We start from the raw sequence: 18,318 nt of genomic DNA, 5'->3' as shown, positions 1-18,318 counted from the left end.
CTTGTTGTTTATGAGGAGGGAATGGCAATGATTTTCAAACTACTGATGACGCTCATGGCGGCGGGCGCCGTGACACTCGCGCATGGCCAGGCGAAGCAGGAGACGGCTGGCGCGGACCTAATCGTCCACAACGCAAGAATTTTCACCGGCAATCCGGCGCAGCCCGAAGCGTCCGCCGTGGCGGTCAGGAATGGCCGCATCTACTCCGTCGGCGGCGATGCCGAGATCCTCGCACTGAAGGGTGCCGCGACGCGCCTCATCGATTCGCGCCAGCGCAGGCTGATTCCAGGCATTATCGACTCGCACACCCATGTGCTCAACGAATCCGGCTATACCTACAACGTGCGCTGGGATGGCGTGCCGACGCTTCGGCGGGCACTGGCCATGCTGGGCGAGCAGTCGAAGCGCACACCCAGGGGACAATGGGTCAAGGCCATCGGGGGCTGGTCTCCCTATCAGTTCGAAGAGAACCGTTTCCCGACCATGCAGGAACTGGACAAGGCCGTCCCGGACCATCCGTTGATCGTGCAATACGCCTACAACCGGGCTTTCGTGAACCAGCGTGCGATGAAGGCATTGGGCGTCGGCACCGATAAATTTCCCAACCTGCCCGGCACCGAATTCGAGAAGGACAGCAAGGGGAACTACACCGGTGTCGTGCACGGCTATACCTTTACTTTCATTGCGGTGGAAACCATGGTGCCGCAGCTCAGCGCGGAAGAGGAGGTCAGTTCGCTTGTCCATGTGGTGCATGCGATGAACCGCTTCGGCGTCACCTCGGCGATCGATGCCGGCAACCGCGGCTACCCGCGCATGCAGGCCAACGTGGCAGCGCTGGCGCGCGAAAACCGGCTCAATCTGCGCATGCCGTTTGTCGACATGCAGTTCGGTGACGGCAGCCCGATGAACATGGTCGATGCGCAGATCACCGCCATCACCCGGACCGCGCCAATCAGTCCTGGCGAGAATCTGCACCCGGAACTGGCCCACGGCCATGTCTACCGCGGCGCCGGCGAAGTATTGCACCTGGATGTCCACGATCACGAGAACTTCGACAAGCCCGCCGTCATCATCGAGCCCGGGAAGATGCGGCAACTCGTGAACCAGGATGTGGCCAAGCTCGTCGAGCGTCGCATCCCGTTCCGCCTGCATATCAGCTACGACGAGAACATCACGCCTTTCCTGGACGCCCTGGAAGAGCTGAACAAACGCAAGCCGCTCGCCGGCCTGCGCTGGAGTATCGAGCACGCCGAGACCATCAGTCCGGCCAACATCGCCAGGGTCAAGGCGCTGGGCGGCGGGATTGCGCTGGACCCCAAGATGGCCTTGCATGGCGATGGCTTCATCAAGACGCACGGCCGCGAAAAGGCATTGATGACGCCACGCCTGCGCCAGCTCGTCGACAGCGGTGTCAACGTGGCGATGAGTACCGACGCCTTCCGCGCCGCGACCTTCAACCCCTGGGTCGGCATCAGCTGGATGGTGACCGGAAAATCGGTCTCCGGGTCCGAGGTGCTGGCAGCGGATAACCGGCTCTCGCGGGCCGAAGCGCTGGACCTGTTCACCCGGCGCGCCGCATGGTTCATGAACGCGGAGTCCGAACTGGGCATGGTCGCACCAGGCCATCTGGCCGACTTCGTCCTGCTGGACAAGGATTACTTCACGGTGCCGGAAAACCAGATCAAGTCGATTGCCTCGGTCCTGACCGTGATGGACGGCAGGGTGGTGTTCGGCGCGCAGGACTATCGCACGCTGGCGCCACGACTGCCCGAAGTGCTGCCGTCATGGTCGCCCGTGAAATACTTCGGCGGATATTACGAAGCCAGGTAGGAGCGCGACCAGATGAGCGGCCTTCGCCAAGGTCGAACGGGAATCCGGTTGCGCCCAACCGCCCGTGGCCGCTCAGTCGCAGCGTCGTGGACGCAGTCCAGCCTCACGGTCTTTCTTCGCGTCGCGATCGCATCGCACCTTGCGGCTCATTTCCTGGCTGTCCCTGGCAATCTGGCTGGTCAGCGCGGTCTGTTCGAGCGAGTCGCGTTGCTTGTTGTCGCGCCGGCTTTGCTGGGTCAGCATGCATTCGGTGTACTCCGGCGTGCCGGAGCGCGCGCCGAACTCGGTACAGGTCGCGCCGTCCTGGTAGAGGTTGGCCTGTCGCTTCTGCTCCGGGGATGCGCACGCGCCGAGGCCCGCGCCACACGCGGCGGCGAAGCCGAGCGCAAGCGCGCGGCGGGTCATTCTGGTCGAGTAAGGCAACTTCATGGTCTGTTCTCCTGTTGTACGGTTTCGGTTCATGGCCCTGCGATCGGGTGGCAGGACCCTGGCTGTACGACAGTAGAACAGTTCAGGATTGCGGGATCATGGCGTGTCCCGTAGGGCAGGGCGTACCGGAGGAAATTCAACCCGCGCGACCGTGCCGCCACCGCGCGCGTCGCTGATCGACACGTGGCCGCCGTGCCGTTGCACCACGTGCTGGACCAGGTGCAAGCCGAGACCGCTTCCCGTCGACCGCGGCCGCAGGCGGTGGAACGGTTCGAATACACGCTCGCGCTCGTCCGGCGGAATGCCCGGACCGTTGTCCTCGACTTCGACCGCCGTCCCCTGGACCCGGATGGTGACAGAGCGCCCGCCATGGTCGATCGCGTTCTGTACCAGGTTCGTCAGCACCCTTTCGATCGCGCTGGCATCGCCGCTGACCTGCTGCGCGTGATCGACCACGACCTCGATCGAGCGGTCCGCTGCGATCACCAGGGGCGCGAGGTCGGCGGCTACGCGGCGCACCAGCAGGGCGAGGTCGAACGCCTGTTCGTGCCAGGCCGAATCGAGGCGCTGCAGGTCGAGCATCTGCTCCGCCAGGTTGGCGAGCCGCTCGATATCGATGCCCAGCCTGCGCGTAGCCGGCTCCGGCGCCGCATCGACCTTGACGCGCAGGATCGCGATCGGCGTACGCAATTCGTGCGCGGCGGACGCGATGAAGCGGCGCTGTCGCTCATAGCCCTCATCGAGGCGACCGAGGGCATCGTTCACCGCCCTGACCAGCGGCGCGATCTCGACCGGCACATGTTCCTCGCTGAGCCTGGCGGCGCGACTGCCTGCGCCGATCCGTTCGGCTTCCCGGGCGATCTGCGCCACGCCGGCCAGCGAGCGCCTGACGATCAGGGGAGTGGCGATGAACGACACCAGGACCATCAGGAGCGCGACCGGAAGGGCGCCAACGCTGGAGGCCAGGAGTACGGTGAAGCTCAGTTCGGTCAGCTTGCCGTGTCCCATGATCGTCAGTGGACCAGCGGGCGAAGGTTCGCGGCGAATGACGGCGGACATGACGTGGGGCGCGAAGCGGTCGCGCACATGTCCATACGCGAGCTGACGAAGTACGCCGCTGAATGCGGCGTACTCCACCGGCACCTGGCCGAAGCCGACGCGGCGGCCGGCATCGTCCTCGGCGATGTACCACAGGGCCGGCGTCTCCGCGCGCAACGCGGCCAGCTCGCGCGTCATGCGCACCGCCAGCCGGCCATCGCCGTCGCGCACGATGGCGCCGGCGATGACGGGGGTGATGGTCTCGTCGGTGTACGGTCCGCCGCTGTCGATCCGTGTCGCCAGCGCGATCATGCCGACCAGGCCGAGGAACAGGATGGTCAACTGCAGCAGCAGCGGCTGGACGATCAGCGGCCACTTCAGCGAAGGCAGCCGCTGCCTCACGGGCGCGCCTGCAACAGGTAGCCGACCCCTTTGATGGCGTGGATCTCGACGCCCGCATTCGCCTCGGCCAGCTTGCGGCGCAGCCGCGAAACATGTGAATCGAGCGTGTTCGACTGGATCGCATCGTCGAAGCCATACACGCTCTGCTCCAGCGATTCCCGCAGGACCGTGCGTCCACGCCTCCTGATGAGCGTGGCCAGCACGCGCAACTCGCGGCGGGCCAGGACGAGGCGGACGCCGGCCACGCTGGCTTCGTCGTTGGCGATGTCGAAAACCAGCGCGCCGACCCCGATCTCTTCGACGCCGAGGTCGGCGGGACGACGCCGCACCGCGCGGATGCGCGCAAACAGCTCTTCCAGCGCGAACGGCTTGACCAGATAGTCGTCCGCCCCTTCGTCCAGTCCCGTGACACGCTCGGCCACCCCGCCTCGGGCGCTCAGCACGATCACCGCCAGTCCAGGAAGCGCGCCGCGCAAGGCGGGCAGCAAGGACAGCCCGTCGCCGTCGGGCAAGGTGCGGTCGAGCAGGACGAGGTCATAGGTGGCCAGGCGGCATGCCTCGCGGGCCACTCCCAGGCGGTCCGCGTGGTCGACCACGAATTTTTCTCGCTCCAGTGCGCTGCGCACGGTGTCGGCAAATTCGATCTCGTCCTTTACCAGCAAGATTCTCATCGATGGCTTCCCTCCAGTACGGTTCGGCGCAGCGGCAGGCAGGCGCCATGACCAGCATAGCGGGTGCACATTGCGGGAACATGGCATGGACGGCTGTCGCGCGATGATGCGCTCGTTCCGGCTGGCCGAGATTCGAGACGCCGGCAGTGGCGTGGACTGCACAGCCACGCAGCCGGGCAATACTGTCGGACAGTCAGGCCGGCACGACACCTGCCCCGGGTGAAGCCTTGCACACGTAGATCGTGGCGCCCATCCCGTTCGGACCCGTATATTCCTTCGTCACGGCGTCGCGTACGGGCGTTACCCTGGCGTCCGGAACCAGCGCCACGACGCAGCCGCCGAATCCACCGCCCGTCATGCGCACGCCGCCCTCGGACCCGATGACGTTCCTGACGATGTCCACCAGCTGGTCGATCAGCGGCACGGTGATCTCGAAATCGTCGCGCATCGATGCGTGCGACGCGGCCATCAGCTCGCCCATGCGCGCCAGGTCGCCCCGGCCCAGTGCATCGGCGGCCGCCAGCACGCGGGCATTCTCGGAAACGATGTGGCGCGCACGCTTGAGCGTGACGGCATCGAGTCCGCCGCCGCGCGCATCGAGCATCGCCTGGTCGACGTCGCGCAGCGCCTTCACGCCGAAGTGGCGGGCGGCCGCCTCGCACTGCCTGCGGCGCGTGTTGTACTCGCTGTCCACCAGGCCGCGCTGCACGTTGGAGTTGAAGATCATGATGGCCGCGCCGGCCGGGATCGGCACCGGCGTGGTTTCCAGCGAGCGGCAGTCGATCATCAGCGCATGGCCGGCGATGCCGGAGGCCGAGATGATCTGGTCCATGTTGCCGCACCTGGTGCCGACGAAGTTGTTTTCGGCGCGCTGCGCGGCCAGGGCGATGTCGATCGGCCTCACGTCCTCGAGGCCCGGCAGCGTGGCGAACAGGCGGCCGATGGCCACCGTCAGCGATGCCGACGACGACAGGCCGGCGCCCTGCGGCACGTCGCCCGATACCACCATGTCGAAGCCTTGCAGCGGCAAGCCCCGTTCCACCATGTCGCGGATCACCCCGCGCACGTAGTTGGCCCACATGGGTTCGTCGCGGCGCTCGATCGGCGCTTCCAGCGAGAATTGGTCTTCCGCGCATGTGTAGTCCGCCGCCACGATGTGCACGATGCGGTCGGCGCGGCGGCGCGCGGCGATCACGGTGCTGTAGTCGATGGCCGCCGGCAGCACGAATCCGTCGTTGTAATCGGTGTGTTCACCGATCAGGTTGACCCGGCCGGGGGCCTGCACCATCACCTCGGGTGCGGCACCGAACTTGTTCTCGAACGCGGTGCGGGTGTGGTCAATCAGCATTTCGCTCATCAGGATCTCTTCTTGTTTGCGTGTCGAATAGGGGTAAGTCGTCGGTGTGCACTACGGGCGTTGCAGGTAGTGCACATCGGGCAGCGCGCGCAACCGCGCGGCCGCCTGCTCCGGCGTCAGGTCGCGCTGCGCCTCGGCCAGCATCTCGTAGCCGACCATGAACTTGCGCACCGAGGCGGAGCGCAGCAGCGGCGGGTAGAAGTGCGCATGCAGCTGCCATGGCGCGCTGGTGTTCCCCTCGTTGCCGCCCTGGCCGTCCACCGCGTACGGGGCGCCATGCCAGCCCATCGAGTACGGGAACGAGGTCTGGAACAGGTTGTCGTACTTGATGGTCAGCTGCTTGATGGCCACGGCCAGGTCGGTGCGCTGTTCCTTCGTCAGCTCTTCCAGGCGCTTCACTTCGAAGCGCGGCAGCAGCAGCGTCTCGAACGGCCAGGCGGCCCAGTACGGCACCACCGCGAGCCAATGCCCGGTGATGACGACGGTGCGGTCGCCCGCCGCCGCCTCGCGTTCGGCATAGTCGAGCAGCATCGGGCGGCCGTGTTCCTGGTGATAGGCGCGCTGTTGCACGTCTTCCCTGGCCGGCGAGTTCGGGATGAAGCTGTTGGCCCACACCTGGCCATGCGGGTGCGGATTGGAGCAGCCCATCGCCTGGCCCTTGTTCTCGAACACCTGCACCCACGGGTACGTCCTGCCCAGCTCCCCGGCCTGCGCGCACCACGTGTCGACCACCTGCTCGAGCCCCGGCAGGTCCATTTCCGGCAGCGACTTGCCGTGGTCCGGCGAGAAGCAGATGACCCGGCTCAAGCCGCGCGCGCTCGTGTTCCGGAACAGCGGGTCGGTGCCGGCCGGCGCGTCCGGCGTATCGGCCATCAGCGCGGCGAAATCGTTGTTGAAGACGAACGTTCCCTTGTAGTCGGGATTGACTTCGCCGTTCACGCGCGTGTTGCCGGCGCACAGGTAGCAGTGCGGATCGTGGGCGGGCTTCGGCGTATCGTCGACCGCTTCCTGCTGCCCCTGCCACGGCCGCCTGGCGCGGTGCGGCGAGACGAGCACCCACTCGCCGATGAGCGGGTTGAAACGGCGATGGGGATGGTCTGTGGGATCGAACATGCGGCTCCTCTGTGATCGATGGGCGGTAACGGGCGCGCCGCCATCTCGGAAATTATTGTCGGAACATCAAACGTTTTTCGCGAGTGCATGCCGGACGGCGGCGCCGGTTTCGTCGAACAGGTGGGCGCACCGCGGGTCCAGCGCCAGCGCGATGGTTGCGCCTCCTTCGGGCACAGGCACGTCGTGCTCGTACTTGAAGGCCACGGTCTCGCTGCTGCCCTGCACTTGCGCGTGTACCAGGGTGACGTCGCCCAGATACTCCACCAGTGCGACCGTGGCAGGAATCCCCCCGTTCGTCGGCCGGGCAAGGGCAAGGTGCTCGGGACGCACCCCCAGCGTGACCCTGGCCCCCGGCGGCAAGGCTCCGGCATCGGCCGCCACGCGCACCAGCGCGCCCCCGGGCAGGCGAACCGTGGCCAGCCCTTCCTCGCAGCCGGCCAGTTCCCCGTCCAGGAAGTTCATGTGCGGCGAGCCGAGGAAGCCGGCGACGAATTTGTTGGCCGGGCGTTCGTACAGTTCGCGCGGCGTGCCCTGCTGCTCGATATGCCCGCCGTTGAACACCACGATGCGCTGGCCCAGGGTCATGGCCTCGACCTGGTCGTGGGTGACGTAGATCATGGTGCTCTTGAGCTCGCGGTGCAGGCGGGCCAGCTCGATGCGGGTCTGGCCGCGCAGGGCCGCATCCAGGTTCGACAACGGTTCGTCGAACAGGAACACGTCCGGTTTGCGAACGATGGCACGGCCGATCGCCACGCGCTGGCGCTGGCCGCCCGACAGGGCCCTGGGGGTGCGTTCGAGGAGGTGGCCGATCTGCAGGATCTCGGCGGCGCGCGCCACCCGTTCGGCAATCTCGGCCTTCGGCACCCTGGCCAGCTTGAGCGCAAAGCCCATGTTCTCGGCCACGGTCATGTGCGGGTACAGCGCGTAGCTCTGGAACACCATGGCGATGCCGCGGCGGGCGGGTTCCACTTCGTTGCAGACCTTGCCGCCGATCTCCAGCGTGCCTTCGGTGATGTCTTCCAGGCCGGCGATGATGCGCAGCAGGGTCGACTTGCCGCAGCCGGAAGGGCCGACGAATACCACGAACTGCTGGTCTTCGATATCGAGGTCGATGCCCTTGATGACCGGATTGTTTTCGTATTGCTTTGTGATGCCACGCAGACTGACCGATGCCATGTCGACTCCAAACAGATGATTGACTGGGATTGCCCAGGAAATGCCAGGCTTATTTGAGCCCGCTTGCGGCCAGGAAGCCCTGGGTCACGCGGCGCTGGAACAGCACATACGCCAGGCCCGCCGGCAAGGCACCCAGCAGGGCCGCCGCCATCAGCTGGGCATACCGTACGCCGTAGGCATCGTAGGTCTGGGTCAGGCCGAGCGGGATGGTCATCATGTCGTTCGACGTGACGATGATGAACGGCCACAGGAAGTTGTTCCACGCGCCGATGAAGGTCACGATGGCCATGGCCCAGACGATGTTGGCCGAGACCGGCAGATACAGGCTCCACAACACCCGCGCGGGCGAGGCGCCGTCGATGACGGCCGCCTCGCGGAAGTCTTTCGGAATGGCGTCGAAGAATTGCTTGAACACGTAGATCACCATCGGCGACACCACTTGCGGCAAGACGATGCCGGCATAGCTGTTGATCAGGCCGAGCTGGTTCATGGTGCGGAACAGCGGCACCAGCAGCGCTTCGAAGGGCAGCAGGAAGGCCACCATGGTAAGGCCGAACAGCCAGCCGCGCCCGCGAAAGCGCATCTGCGAAAAAGCGTACGCGGCCATCAGGCTCAGGGCCATGGTCAGCACCGTGACCAGCACCGCCACCACCGCGCTGTTGAACAGCCAGCGCGGCACGTTGCCGGCACCGAGCACCTTGGCGAACGCCTCCAGGGTCCAGGTACGCGGCAGGAAGTGGAACACGCTGGAGACCGTTTCGTGCTCGGGGCGCAACGCGGTACTGAGCGCCCACAGCAGGGGAAACACCCACAGGGCGGCCAGGGTGATGGCCGAGACCAGGGCGACGGCCGACCAGCCGATGCTGCTGCGCCGCTTCATTCTGTACTCCTCATGTCGTACTCCTCATGTCGTTCTTGTCATGCATGCTTGTCATGCCCGTTTCCTTGCCGACCATCTGACCAGGCCGCCCTGCAGCAGCGACAGGGCGATCACGATGGCCACGAAGGCCATGGCGATGGCGGCGGCGTAGCCCGCGTCGCTCTGGGTAAACGCGGTTTCGTACATATAGTGAAGGGTGACCCGGGTGGTATTGAACGGCCCGCCCGTGGTCAGGATGTAGGTCTGGCCGAAGATCTTGAGCGAGGCGATCAGCGACAGCAGTACGGCGGTGCCCACCACCGGACGCAGCGCGGGCCACGTGATGTGGCGGAACAGCGTGAAGCCGCGCGCGCCATCGAGTGCCGCCGCTTCGTACAGGTCGACCGGGATGTTGCGCAGGCCGGCGATGAACATCAGCATGTTGAAGCCGACCGTCCACCAGATGGTGCCGATGGCCACCATCGGCATGGCCCAGTGCAAGTCGGCGAGCCAGGCGCGCTGCGTGCCCAGCAGGTGATTGACGATGCCCGACGAGGGCTGCAGCATCCAGTCGGCGATCAGGGTCATCACCGAGATGGGCAGCACGAAGGGCAGGAAGAACGCTCCCTGCAGCCAGGAGCGGGCGCGCGTGAAGTGCTCGACCAGCAGCGCCATCACCAGGCCCAGCGCGGTCAGCGGGATCACGGTCAGCAACGCGAAATAAAAGGTATTGCCGAGCGAAGCCCAGAACCCGGGATCCTGCACCAGCGTGGCGTAGTTGGCCAGGCCGACGAAGCCGCTGGTGCGGGTCAGGCTGCTCTCGGTCAGGCTCAGGTACAGCGTCTGCAGCGCGGGCACCAGGAAAAACAGCAGGAATACCAGCGCGAACGGTGCCAGCAGCATGGCCGCGGCCAGGTTCTCGCGGCGCGCGCGCGCACCGGCCGGCGGCGAATGGAAGTTCGGTTTCATCGAGGTTCCCGCTTCAGTAGATGGGTGGACGCTTCTTGATCAGGCGCCCGGCTTCTTTCTCGAACATGCCCAGCGCCTCGGCCGGCGTCAGCTGCCGCGACAGCGCCGCCGGCAGGAACTTGGACGCCATCGCCTGCAGCGGCCCGGCCGCGCCCAGGTACCAGCCGTCCGGGTCGTACACGACGTTCTGCGCGGCTTGCGCATACATCGCGTTGGGCATCAGGGCGCGCGCCTGGGCCGACTCGGCCACCGGGCGGTAGGCGGGAATGTGGCCGCCCTCCGCCCAGCGCAGCGAATTGCGGCTCACGAACGCCGCGAAGCCGAGCACCGCGCGGGCCTTGGCCGGCGACATCGGGGTACGCTGGTTGACCGGGATCGCCAGGGCATGCGAGTCGGCCCAGGCGCTGGCGTTGTCATACATGCGCGGCAGCGGCACGATGCCGTAGTCGAAGCCGAGCGTGCCGGCGGTACTGGCGCGCACCATTTCCGGCACTTCCCACGCGCCGTTGATCATGAAGCCGGCCTGGCCGCCCATGAACTGGGCCGTCGAGGCCGCGTAATCGAGGCCCGGCACGGCATAGCCGCGGTCGAACCAGGCGCCCACCTGGGCCAGGCATTCCTCGCCGGCGCGCCCGTAGGTAAAGCGGCCCTGGTCGATCACCGCGACATTGCGCTGGGCCAGCATGGACAGCCACAGGCGCCAGATGGCGTAGGAACTCTGGCTGCTCTCCATCGTCATGCCGGCCTTGCCCGTTTGTTCCCTGACGGCGCGGAAGGCTGCGGTGAGCGCATCGACCCCTTCGATCGGTTTCAGCTTGCCGGCGCCGTCGAGCAGGCCTGCCTCGCCAGCCAGCGTCTTGTTGTAGTACAGGACCAGCGGATGCAGGTCGAGCGGCACCGCGTACAGGTCGCCCTCGTACTGCGCTTTTTGCCACTGGCGCGGGAAGAAGTCCCGGCCGGCCAGCCCGGAGGCCGCCAGTTCCGGCGCGGCGATCGGCCGCAGCACGCCGCCGCTGGCCAGGTTGGGAATGCGCGACAGGTGGACCGTGGCCAGGTCCGGGCCGGCGCCGACCACCGATGCGGTGATCAGCTTGGTGTAGAAGGGCTCGCCCCACTTGAGGGTGGTGCTGACCACCCGCACCTCGCGCTGGCTGGCGTTGAACTGCTGTATCAATGCCGCCATGCGTGCGCCGTCGCCCCCGCTCAGCAAGGTCCACAGCCTGACTTCGATCTGTTCGCCTTCCTGCTGCCTGGCCTGGGCCAGCGCCGGGACGCATAGCGCGACCAGCAGGGCGGCAAGCGATTTTCCGATAAACGTCACGGTGTCTCCAATCTTGTAGTGTTGCTGTTCTGGCTCTTCTCTACCTGCTGCGCGCCGCGACGTGCCGTCGCGACCTGTCACGCATCCTTGCCTGTCACTGGCGGCTCGCCATGGGCCTGGCGCCGCCCGGCGCATCGTCCGGCCCCACGCCGAGCTGGCGATCCAGCGGCGGCAGCACGTCGGCCGTCTCCGCCGGTGCCGGTGTCCCGGCAGGCAGGACCGCCAGGCCGGGCTGGGCCAGCATCTCGGCGCCGGTCAGCATCCATTCCAGCTCCCAGTCGCCGCCGCGGCGGCCGCGCCACTTCTCGCTGTGACCGAGCGGGTCGATGTACCAGTCGTGCAGGTTGGCTTCCGGACCGCGCGTGGCCTCGGCCAGCGCCGCGATCGGCGCCTTGGGAACCCGGTCCTCGGTCAGCAGGCCGTTCTTTTCCAGGAACGTGTCGGTCAGCTGGGTGTAGCAGAAACCCGACAGGGGACGGCAGCGGTGGATCGCGGCCATCAGCTTCTGGTAGCGTTCCAGCAGTTCCGGCCCGTCCTTGGCCACCGAGTAGCCCCAGCCTTTTTCCTTGGACGAATCGAGGCAGGCGATGCCGCCGAACTCGGAGAGGAACAGCGGCTTGCCGGCACCCGAGAAGCCGTCGATGACCAGGCGCCGGCGCGCCGGACGCACGTGTTCGAGCGTATAGGCAACCTTGTCGCGCGTGCCGTAGCGCCCGTACAGCTCTTCGGGATCGGCGTGATAGTCATGGATGTTGACGAAGTCGCCGCACGGCATTTCCCAGCCGTCGTTGCCGACCACCGGACGCGAGCCGTCCAGCGCGCGCGTCATGTGGTACATGGCGCGCACGAAGTCGACCTGGCGCTTGTCGTACATGAGTTCAGGCACGCCCCACGATTCGTTGGTCGGTACCCAGGCCACGATGCAGGGGTGGGAGATGTCGCGTTCGACCAGCTCCTTCCATTCCTCCATCACGCCGTGCACGGTCTCGCTGGAAAAACCATAGGCGGACGGCATTTCGCCCCACACGCACAGGCCCAGCACGTCGCACCAGTACAGCCAGCGCGGGTCTTCGGATTTCTGGTGCTTGCGCACGCCGTTGAAGCCGAGCCGCTTGATCAGCATGACGTCTTCCTTGAGCTGGTCGCTGGAGGCCACCATCAGGCTCTCGGGCCAGTAGCCCTGGTCGAGCACCATGCGCAGGTAGTAGGGCCGGCTGTTGAGCACGAAGCGGTCGCCGTCGACGCCCACCGTGCGCAGCGCGGTGTAGCTGAACACCGTGTCGAGCAGGGTACCGTCGGCGTCGTGCAGGCTGACTTCGGCCTCGATCAGTTGCGGGCTTTCCGGGCTCCACAGCCACTCGGCCCTTGCGTCGTCGATGCCCGGGTCGGGCAGCTGGAAGATGCGCGACAGCCGCGGTCCGGTCAGCATGCAGCGGTCGTTGACCAGGGTCTTGTCGCCCAGGCGCAGGATGACGTTGAGGGTGCAGTCCGGCGGCACGTGCGACACCAGCGCGTTCAGGTGGATCTGCCAGCAAGCCACGTCGGCGCTCCAGCGCAGCTGTTCGACGTGGGCACGCGATACCTTCTCGAGCCAGACCGTGCGCCAGATGCCGGTGGTGCGCGGATACCAGATCGAGTGCGGGTCGAGTTCCCAGTCCATCTTGCCGCGCACCTTGTGCATGTCGGTCGGGTCGTCCTCGGCCTGGACGATGATTTCGACCGGCTCGATCCGCTCGCCTTGCCCGGCCACCAGGTAGCGCGTGATGTCGATCGAGAACGGGCTGTGGCCGCCCTTGTGCTGGATGGCGAAATGGCCGTTGACCCATACCCGCGCGCGGTGGTTGACCGCGCCGAAATGCAGCATCAGGCGCTCGTCCCGGCCCGGCGCCAGGCTGTCGTCGTCCAGCCCGACCACGCGGCGGTACCAGACGCGCCGGCGGAAGCCCGTGTCGTGCACGCCGCTGGCTTTCGCCTCGGGCGGGAAGGGCACGATGATGGTACGGTCGAACGGTACCGTCGCCGGGTCGGCATAGTGCGCCTGGTCGTCGAGCATGGCGTCCCATGCGCCGTCGAGATTGAGCCATTGGGTACGCCGCATCTGCGGGCGGGGATAGTCCACGGTGTGATTCCTCCTTGAAAGCCGAGTGCGCGCCACTGGCGGCGCGTTGTGTTCGATTGGTTGAAAAACTGGAATTGTTCGCAGGGATTCAGCGTTCCAGGCGGCTGAGCGCGAGGTCGGTGAACGTGGCGCGCTGGCCGTCCCCGCCCATCGCCACCAGGCCCAGCCGGACATTGCCGCCCAGGCGGTGGGTCCAGCTGCCGCCGCGCACCCAGGTGCGTCCGTCCTGGCTGGAGTACGCCGTGTACAGTTCGTCGTGGCCGGCGCCGCCATCGCTGCCGCGGCCACCACGCCGGACATCGATCCTCAGCCAGGTCCACTCGCCGGGCGTGCCCACCACGGTGTTGCCGTAGCGTGGATAGCCTTCTTCCACCGGCCAGGTCTCCTTGGCGAATTCCACCTGGCGCAGGCCGCGGTGGGCCAGTTCGACCAGCTTGATGTATTTGTCGTCGTCGCCGTACACGACCACGCCCGCCTGGACCGGATCGGCGCAGCAGTCGTCCGGCGCGCCGAGCCGCACGCGTGCTTCGATCCGGTAGTCGCCGGTGGCCGGCAGGGCCGTCGTCAGCACGCCGGCGTCGTTGCTCGACTGGTGCAGGTCGGTCTTGCGGGTCTCGCCCTGCAAGCCCTGGGCACCGGTGCGCCAGCCATCGGCCTTGCGCACCCACCGCCAGCGCGGCGCCAGCCGCGATGCGGTAAAGCGCTCGCGCCACAACAGCGTCGCCCTGGGCGCCAGCTCGATGCCGGCAGGGACAGCGCCTGGCGCGGTTGCCGGAACCAGGCTGGGCGCCGGCAGGCGCTGGTCGGAGGGCCCTGTCGCAATCGGCCAGCCGTCCACCCAGTCGATGCGGTCGAGCAAGGCGACGCGCCGGGTCAGGCGGTCCTTCGCGCTGAAGTAGGGATTGTTGCGGTCGACGGCGTGGTAGATGGTCCACCATTGGCCGGCCAGGTCGGGGAAGACCGTGTTGTGGCCGACCCCGACCCAGCGGTTGCCGTTCTGCGCCAGCAGCGGCGAGCCGCCGGCGCGGCTGGCCGCCATGTCGTTGCCGAGGCGGTCGAGGAACGGGCCTTGCGGGCCGGCGGCACGGCCGACGAAGACGGCGTAGCCGGTCAGCGGGCCGTTGCAGCAGTCGGTGGCGGAGGCGAACAGGTACCAGGCGTCGCCATGGCGCACGACCTCGGCGCCCTCATAGCGGCCGGCGGCGCCGATGCGGACCGGCATGCCGGTGGCGCGCAGGCCGTCCTCGCTCAAGGGCTGCACGAACATGCCGCCGCCGTAGCTGCCGTAATACAGGTAGCCGCGGCCATCGGCATCGACGGCCACTTCGGGATCGAAGGTCCATTCGAAGTCGCAGCCCTTGCCGGCGGCGGCGCGGCGCGGCGGCACCACCAGCGCATCGCCGACCTGCCACGGGCCGGTGGGCGAAGCCGAGGTGGCGACAGCGATCGCGCTGTCCTTGTCGCAGCCCGGCTCCGGGCTCAGCGCATCGATCACGTCGGTGACGGTGAAGTACAGGTGATAGCGGCCGTTGAGCCAGACCGGCTCGGGCGCCCACAGTCCGGCCTTGGGCGCGGCCAGGGCGGGCAGGCCGGTGAAGGCGTCGCCCACCTCGTCCCACTGCACCAGGTCGTTCGACCGGTAGACCGGCATCAGGCGGAACTTCCAGGCTGCCGGGTCGCCATCGGCCCGCTCCGTGCGGCTGACCGGGTCGGTGGTGCAGAACAGGTACCAGGTCGCCCGGGCGGCCTGCTGGTCGCGCAGCAGGGCCGGGTCGGCGCAGTTCTCGGCCAGCGTGCCGTTGGCCAGCCGGACCGGCAGCGGATTCTGGTAGGTTGCCGGCGCACTGTCCGGCGCTTGCGCCCGGGCGTTTTCAGGCGTCAGCGCCAGCAACGGCATCAGCAACGGCATCAGCAGCGGCATCGACAACGTCGCGCCACGGCCCAGCGGGTTCTTCAGGAGTCGTCTCATCGCCAGTCCGCTCAAGGCACCATGGTGGGGCCGCGCACCAGCGGTGCGCCATCCACCCAGTCCAGTTTGTCGATATACATGAAGCGGCGATCGCCTTTTGCGCCGCCCGCCAGTTGTTCCCACGCGTGGTAGGCGATCCAGGTCTGGCCGCCGGCGTCGAAGAGGTGCTGGTGGCCGGGGCCGATCAGGTTGCCGCGACTGTGGAGCAGCGGCGCCTCGGCACCCGCCTGGCACGGTCCCATCGGACCGGCGCAGCTGACATAACCGACCGCGTAGGCGCTGCCGCCATAGTCGTTGGCCGAGTAAAACAGCAGATGGCGGCCCTGGTGAAGATACATGCTGGGCGCTTCCACCACGCCGCCTTCCCAGCCGCGCTGGTTGCGCAGCAGGGGAACCGGCGCGCCCTTCAGGGCCAGGCCGTCGGCGCTCAGCTCCTGCGCGTAGAGATGGGTGGGCATGCCGCAGCAGTTCCCGTCGTTCTTGAAATACAGGTACAGCCGGCCGTCGGCGGCCAGCGGGCTGGCGTCGATGGTGCCGCCTTCGGCCCGCTGGCAGACCAGCGGCACGCCGGCCGGGTCGCGAAACGGCCCGCCTGGCGCGGTCGCCACGGCGGCGCCGATGCACTGTTTGCCGCTGGCGTGCTCGCGCGCCGTGTAGTACAGCACGTAGCGTTCACCGAGCATGACGACTTCCGGTGCCCACACATCCGGCCGGTCTTGCCTGACCCAGCTGGCCAGCGTGGGCATCGCATCGGGCAGGGGCTTCCAGGCGCGCAGGTCGGTGGAGTGCGCGGCCTGCACGTGGCGGCCGGATGCATTGGTGGCGTAGGCATACCAGCCGCCACCATCGGCCAGCACGAAGGGATCCGGGAAGTCGCCCAGGGAGCTCGTGGCCGGCGCAGCGGGGGCTACAGGAACGCCGGCAGCGGTGCTGGGCGCCGGCGCGCCGCTGCCGCAGGCGCCCAGCAGCAGCGTGCCCGCCAGCGCAAGGGTGAATCCGGGCGCCCGCAGGCGGGCGTTCATGGAGAGGATCGGGAGCAGCATGGCGCAGAGCACGGCGGCCGTCAGTGCATGAAGCTCTGATAGCGTTCGCCAGCCGGCGCCGCTGTTTCGCCCACGGCGTCGCCCGCCGCGTCCACCACCGGATTGAAGCGCAGCAGGTGGGCGGCGCGCTCCGGCAGGCTGGCCAGCAGGGCGCGTGGCACCGCGATGCTCACTTCCGGGCGCAGCAGCCAGCGCCGCGAGTAGCCCAGCACCACCATCGGGCGCGGGGTCTCGGTGCGGTTGGGGGTGCCGCGATGGATCGCGCGCACGTCGCGGATCATCACGTCGCCCAGCCGCATCGGTACCGGCAGCACGGCGATGCTGCCGGCTTCGATGCCCGCCAGCGCTTCCTGGCGCGGCATCAGGTGGGTGGCCCGGGTGGTTTCGAACGGACCGTTCTCCAGCGTCACGTCGCACAGGGGGAAGTTGACCGCCAGCTGGAAAGCCGGCGTTTCTTCGCCGGTCTCGGGGAACAGCGGCGGCGTGTCGCGGTGCAGCGGCTGGTAATCCGAGCCGCGCATCGGCGTGTCGGTGGCGAGCTGACACAGCACCGGCTCGGGGCCGACCAGGCGGTCGACGATGCCGAGGATGTCGGCATCGGCGAACACTGCCGGATCGGCGAAGATGCCGGCCAGGGGCAGGGTGATGTAGTGGCGCGCCGCGCCGCGGTTGGAATCCTGGGTTCGGGCCAGGTGGGCGTCGAGCAGCGGCGTGAAGGCCGCGGCCCAGGCACGCAGCATGGCCGGATCGAAATGCTCGCGCAGGATGGTGATGCCGTCGCGCCGGACATCGGCGGCGTGCTGGTCCAGCTGGCTGGCGGTGAGGCGTGCCATGGGGTCTCCTTTGTTGTAGGCAATATTTTCTTATTGGACGAATTCTATCACTATTATTAGTAATAAATCGATATAGTTTTTTTCCGCTTCATCGCTCCGGTATACTGATATATCTCTGGTAAGTGAATAAATAACAACGATGACCGAACCGACCCGCTCCCGCCGTCCCACCATGACCGATATCGCCAAGCTGGCCGGGGTCTCCCAGTCGACCGTGTCGCTGGTGCTCAACGATGTGCGCGGCACCCAGGTCTCTGCGCGCACGCGCGAGACAGTCCTCAGGGTCGCGCGCGAGATCGGCTACCCGATCGACCGCCATGTGCGCGGCCCGGCGCGCCAGCAGCGCAACCTGATCCTGTACCTGACCGACGAACTGTCCACCAGTCCGCACACCATGCAGACCATCGACGGCGCCAAGGATTACGCCTGGGAGCAGGACTGCCTGGTGGCCGTTTTCGCCACCCGCAGCAATCCCGACCTGGAAAGCGCAGTGCTGGCGCAGATGCTGGACAACCCGGCGTTGCTGGGGGTGATCTATTCCACCATCTTTACCCGCGCCACCACGGTGCCCGCGGCCCTGGCGCAGGTGCCGACCGTCCTGCTCAACTGCCACACCAAAGGGCGCACCCATTCCTCCGTCGTGCCCAGCGAAATGCTGGGCGGCTTCGCGGCCACCATGCACCTGATCGAAGCGGGCCATCGCCGCATCGGCATGATCACGGGCGAGGGCTGGATCGAAGCATCGGGCGAGCGCCTGAAGGGCTACCGCCAGGCACTGTCGACCTGTGATATCCCGTTCGATCCGGCGCTGGTGCGCCAGGGCGACTGGCAGGTCGGCAGCGGTTTCGAGCACGCGCGCGACCTGCTGTCCAGGCCCGGGCGTCCCACCGCGCTGTTCTGCGCCAACGACCTGATGGCGCTGGGCGCGATCGACGCCGCCCGCGAACTGAAGCTGGCAATACCTGACCAGCTGTCGGTGGTCGGCTACGACGACCAGGACATCGCGCGCTATACCCATCCACCCCTGTCGACGGTGCTGTTGCCCAACTACGAAATGGGGCGCTGGGCGGCCGAAACCCTGATCGCCGAGGCGCGCGCCGAGGCGCCGTTGCGGCGCGTCGCCATCAAGATGGAATGCCCGCTGGTGCCACGAGACTCGGTGGCCCCGCCGGCCGCCTGAAGGACCGGC

15 protein-coding genes are annotated in these 18,318 nt (G+C 67.4%); 2 read left to right on the top strand and 13 right to left on the bottom strand.

Features of this window, described 5'->3' with window-relative positions; translation table 11 throughout:
- Positions 1-27: 27 nt before the first annotated feature.
- Positions 28-1,830, top strand: coding sequence for an amidohydrolase (locus EWM63_RS01850; protein ID WP_130185031.1), 1,803 nt, complete (start codon positions 28-30; stop codon positions 1,828-1,830).
- A gap of 72 nt (positions 1,831-1,902) precedes the next feature.
- Here the strand turns inward: EWM63_RS01850 and EWM63_RS01845 are convergent, their stop codons facing one another.
- The 13 genes from EWM63_RS01845 to EWM63_RS01785 all read right to left on the bottom strand — a co-directional run bounded on the left by EWM63_RS01845 (position 1,903) and on the right by EWM63_RS01785 (position 17,129).
- Positions 1,903-2,259, bottom strand: coding sequence for a hypothetical protein (locus tag EWM63_RS01845; RefSeq protein ID WP_130185030.1), 357 nt, complete (start codon positions 2,257-2,259; stop codon positions 1,903-1,905).
- Positions 2,260-2,355: 96 nt separating this feature from the next.
- The gene (locus tag EWM63_RS01840; RefSeq protein WP_207221219.1) at positions 2,356-3,699 is read right to left on the bottom strand and encodes a sensor histidine kinase; all 1,344 of its coding nucleotides are present in this window, start codon (positions 3,697-3,699) and stop codon (positions 2,356-2,358) included.
- Positions 3,696-4,370, bottom strand: a complete 675-nt coding sequence (locus EWM63_RS01835; RefSeq protein ID WP_130185029.1) for a response regulator — start codon at positions 4,368-4,370, stop codon at positions 3,696-3,698. Before EWM63_RS01835 ends, EWM63_RS01840 begins: the two co-directional genes overlap by 4 nt.
- A 193-nt stretch (positions 4,371-4,563) precedes the next feature.
- Positions 4,564-5,727: a galactokinase gene (gene galK / locus EWM63_RS01830; protein ID WP_130185028.1), complete on the bottom strand. Its 1,164-nt coding sequence runs from the start codon at positions 5,725-5,727 to the stop codon at positions 4,564-4,566.
- A gap of 51 nt (positions 5,728-5,778) precedes the next feature.
- Complete coding sequence (locus EWM63_RS01825) at positions 5,779-6,840, bottom strand: UDP-glucose--hexose-1-phosphate uridylyltransferase (protein ID WP_130185027.1); 1,062 nt, start codon at positions 6,838-6,840, stop codon at positions 5,779-5,781.
- A gap of 66 nt (positions 6,841-6,906) precedes the next feature.
- Entirely contained in the window at positions 6,907-8,016 is a 1,110-nt protein-coding gene (locus EWM63_RS01820; protein ID WP_130185026.1) for an ABC transporter ATP-binding protein, read from the bottom strand.
- 49 nt (positions 8,017-8,065) lie between these two features.
- A complete protein-coding gene (locus EWM63_RS01815; RefSeq protein ID WP_130185025.1) occupies positions 8,066-8,896 on the bottom strand; it encodes a carbohydrate ABC transporter permease in 831 nt (276 codons plus the stop codon).
- A 51-nt stretch (positions 8,897-8,947) separates the two neighbouring features.
- Entirely contained in the window at positions 8,948-9,844 is an 897-nt protein-coding gene (locus tag EWM63_RS01810) for a carbohydrate ABC transporter permease (protein ID WP_130185024.1), read from the bottom strand.
- A 13-nt stretch (positions 9,845-9,857) separates the two neighbouring features.
- Positions 9,858-11,165 (bottom strand): extracellular solute-binding protein, encoded by a 1,308-nt coding sequence (locus EWM63_RS01805; protein WP_229487678.1) that lies wholly within the window; start codon positions 11,163-11,165, stop codon positions 9,858-9,860.
- A gap of 94 nt (positions 11,166-11,259) precedes the next feature.
- Positions 11,260-13,284, bottom strand: a complete 2,025-nt coding sequence (locus tag EWM63_RS01800; protein ID WP_229487677.1) for a glycoside hydrolase family 2 protein — start codon at positions 13,282-13,284, stop codon at positions 11,260-11,262.
- Positions 13,285-13,372: 88 nt separating this feature from the next.
- Positions 13,373-15,253 (bottom strand): family 43 glycosylhydrolase, encoded by a 1,881-nt coding sequence (locus EWM63_RS01795; RefSeq protein WP_130185022.1) that lies wholly within the window; start codon positions 15,251-15,253, stop codon positions 13,373-13,375.
- Positions 15,254-15,264: 11 nt separating this feature from the next.
- Positions 15,265-16,275, bottom strand: a complete 1,011-nt coding sequence (locus EWM63_RS01790) for a glycoside hydrolase family 43 protein (protein WP_130185021.1) — start codon at positions 16,273-16,275, stop codon at positions 15,265-15,267.
- Positions 16,276-16,316: 41 nt separating this feature from the next.
- The gene (locus EWM63_RS01785) at positions 16,317-17,129 is read right to left on the bottom strand and encodes a phytanoyl-CoA dioxygenase family protein (RefSeq protein ID WP_130185020.1); all 813 of its coding nucleotides are present in this window, start codon (positions 17,127-17,129) and stop codon (positions 16,317-16,319) included.
- Between the two features lie 139 nt (positions 17,130-17,268).
- Between EWM63_RS01785 and EWM63_RS01780 the strand changes: the two genes are divergently transcribed.
- Complete coding sequence (locus EWM63_RS01780) at positions 17,269-18,309, top strand: LacI family DNA-binding transcriptional regulator (RefSeq protein WP_229487676.1); 1,041 nt, start codon at positions 17,269-17,271, stop codon at positions 18,307-18,309.
- Positions 18,310-18,318: the final 9 nt, after the last annotated feature.

The sequence above is a fragment of the Pseudoduganella lutea genome (assembly GCF_004209755.1).
In the GTDB taxonomy this organism is placed as follows: domain Bacteria; phylum Pseudomonadota; class Gammaproteobacteria; order Burkholderiales; family Burkholderiaceae_D; genus Rugamonas; species Rugamonas lutea.
The sequence above is the reverse complement of the archived record's forward strand: the minus strand, read 5'-3'. Positions and strand labels throughout refer to the sequence as shown.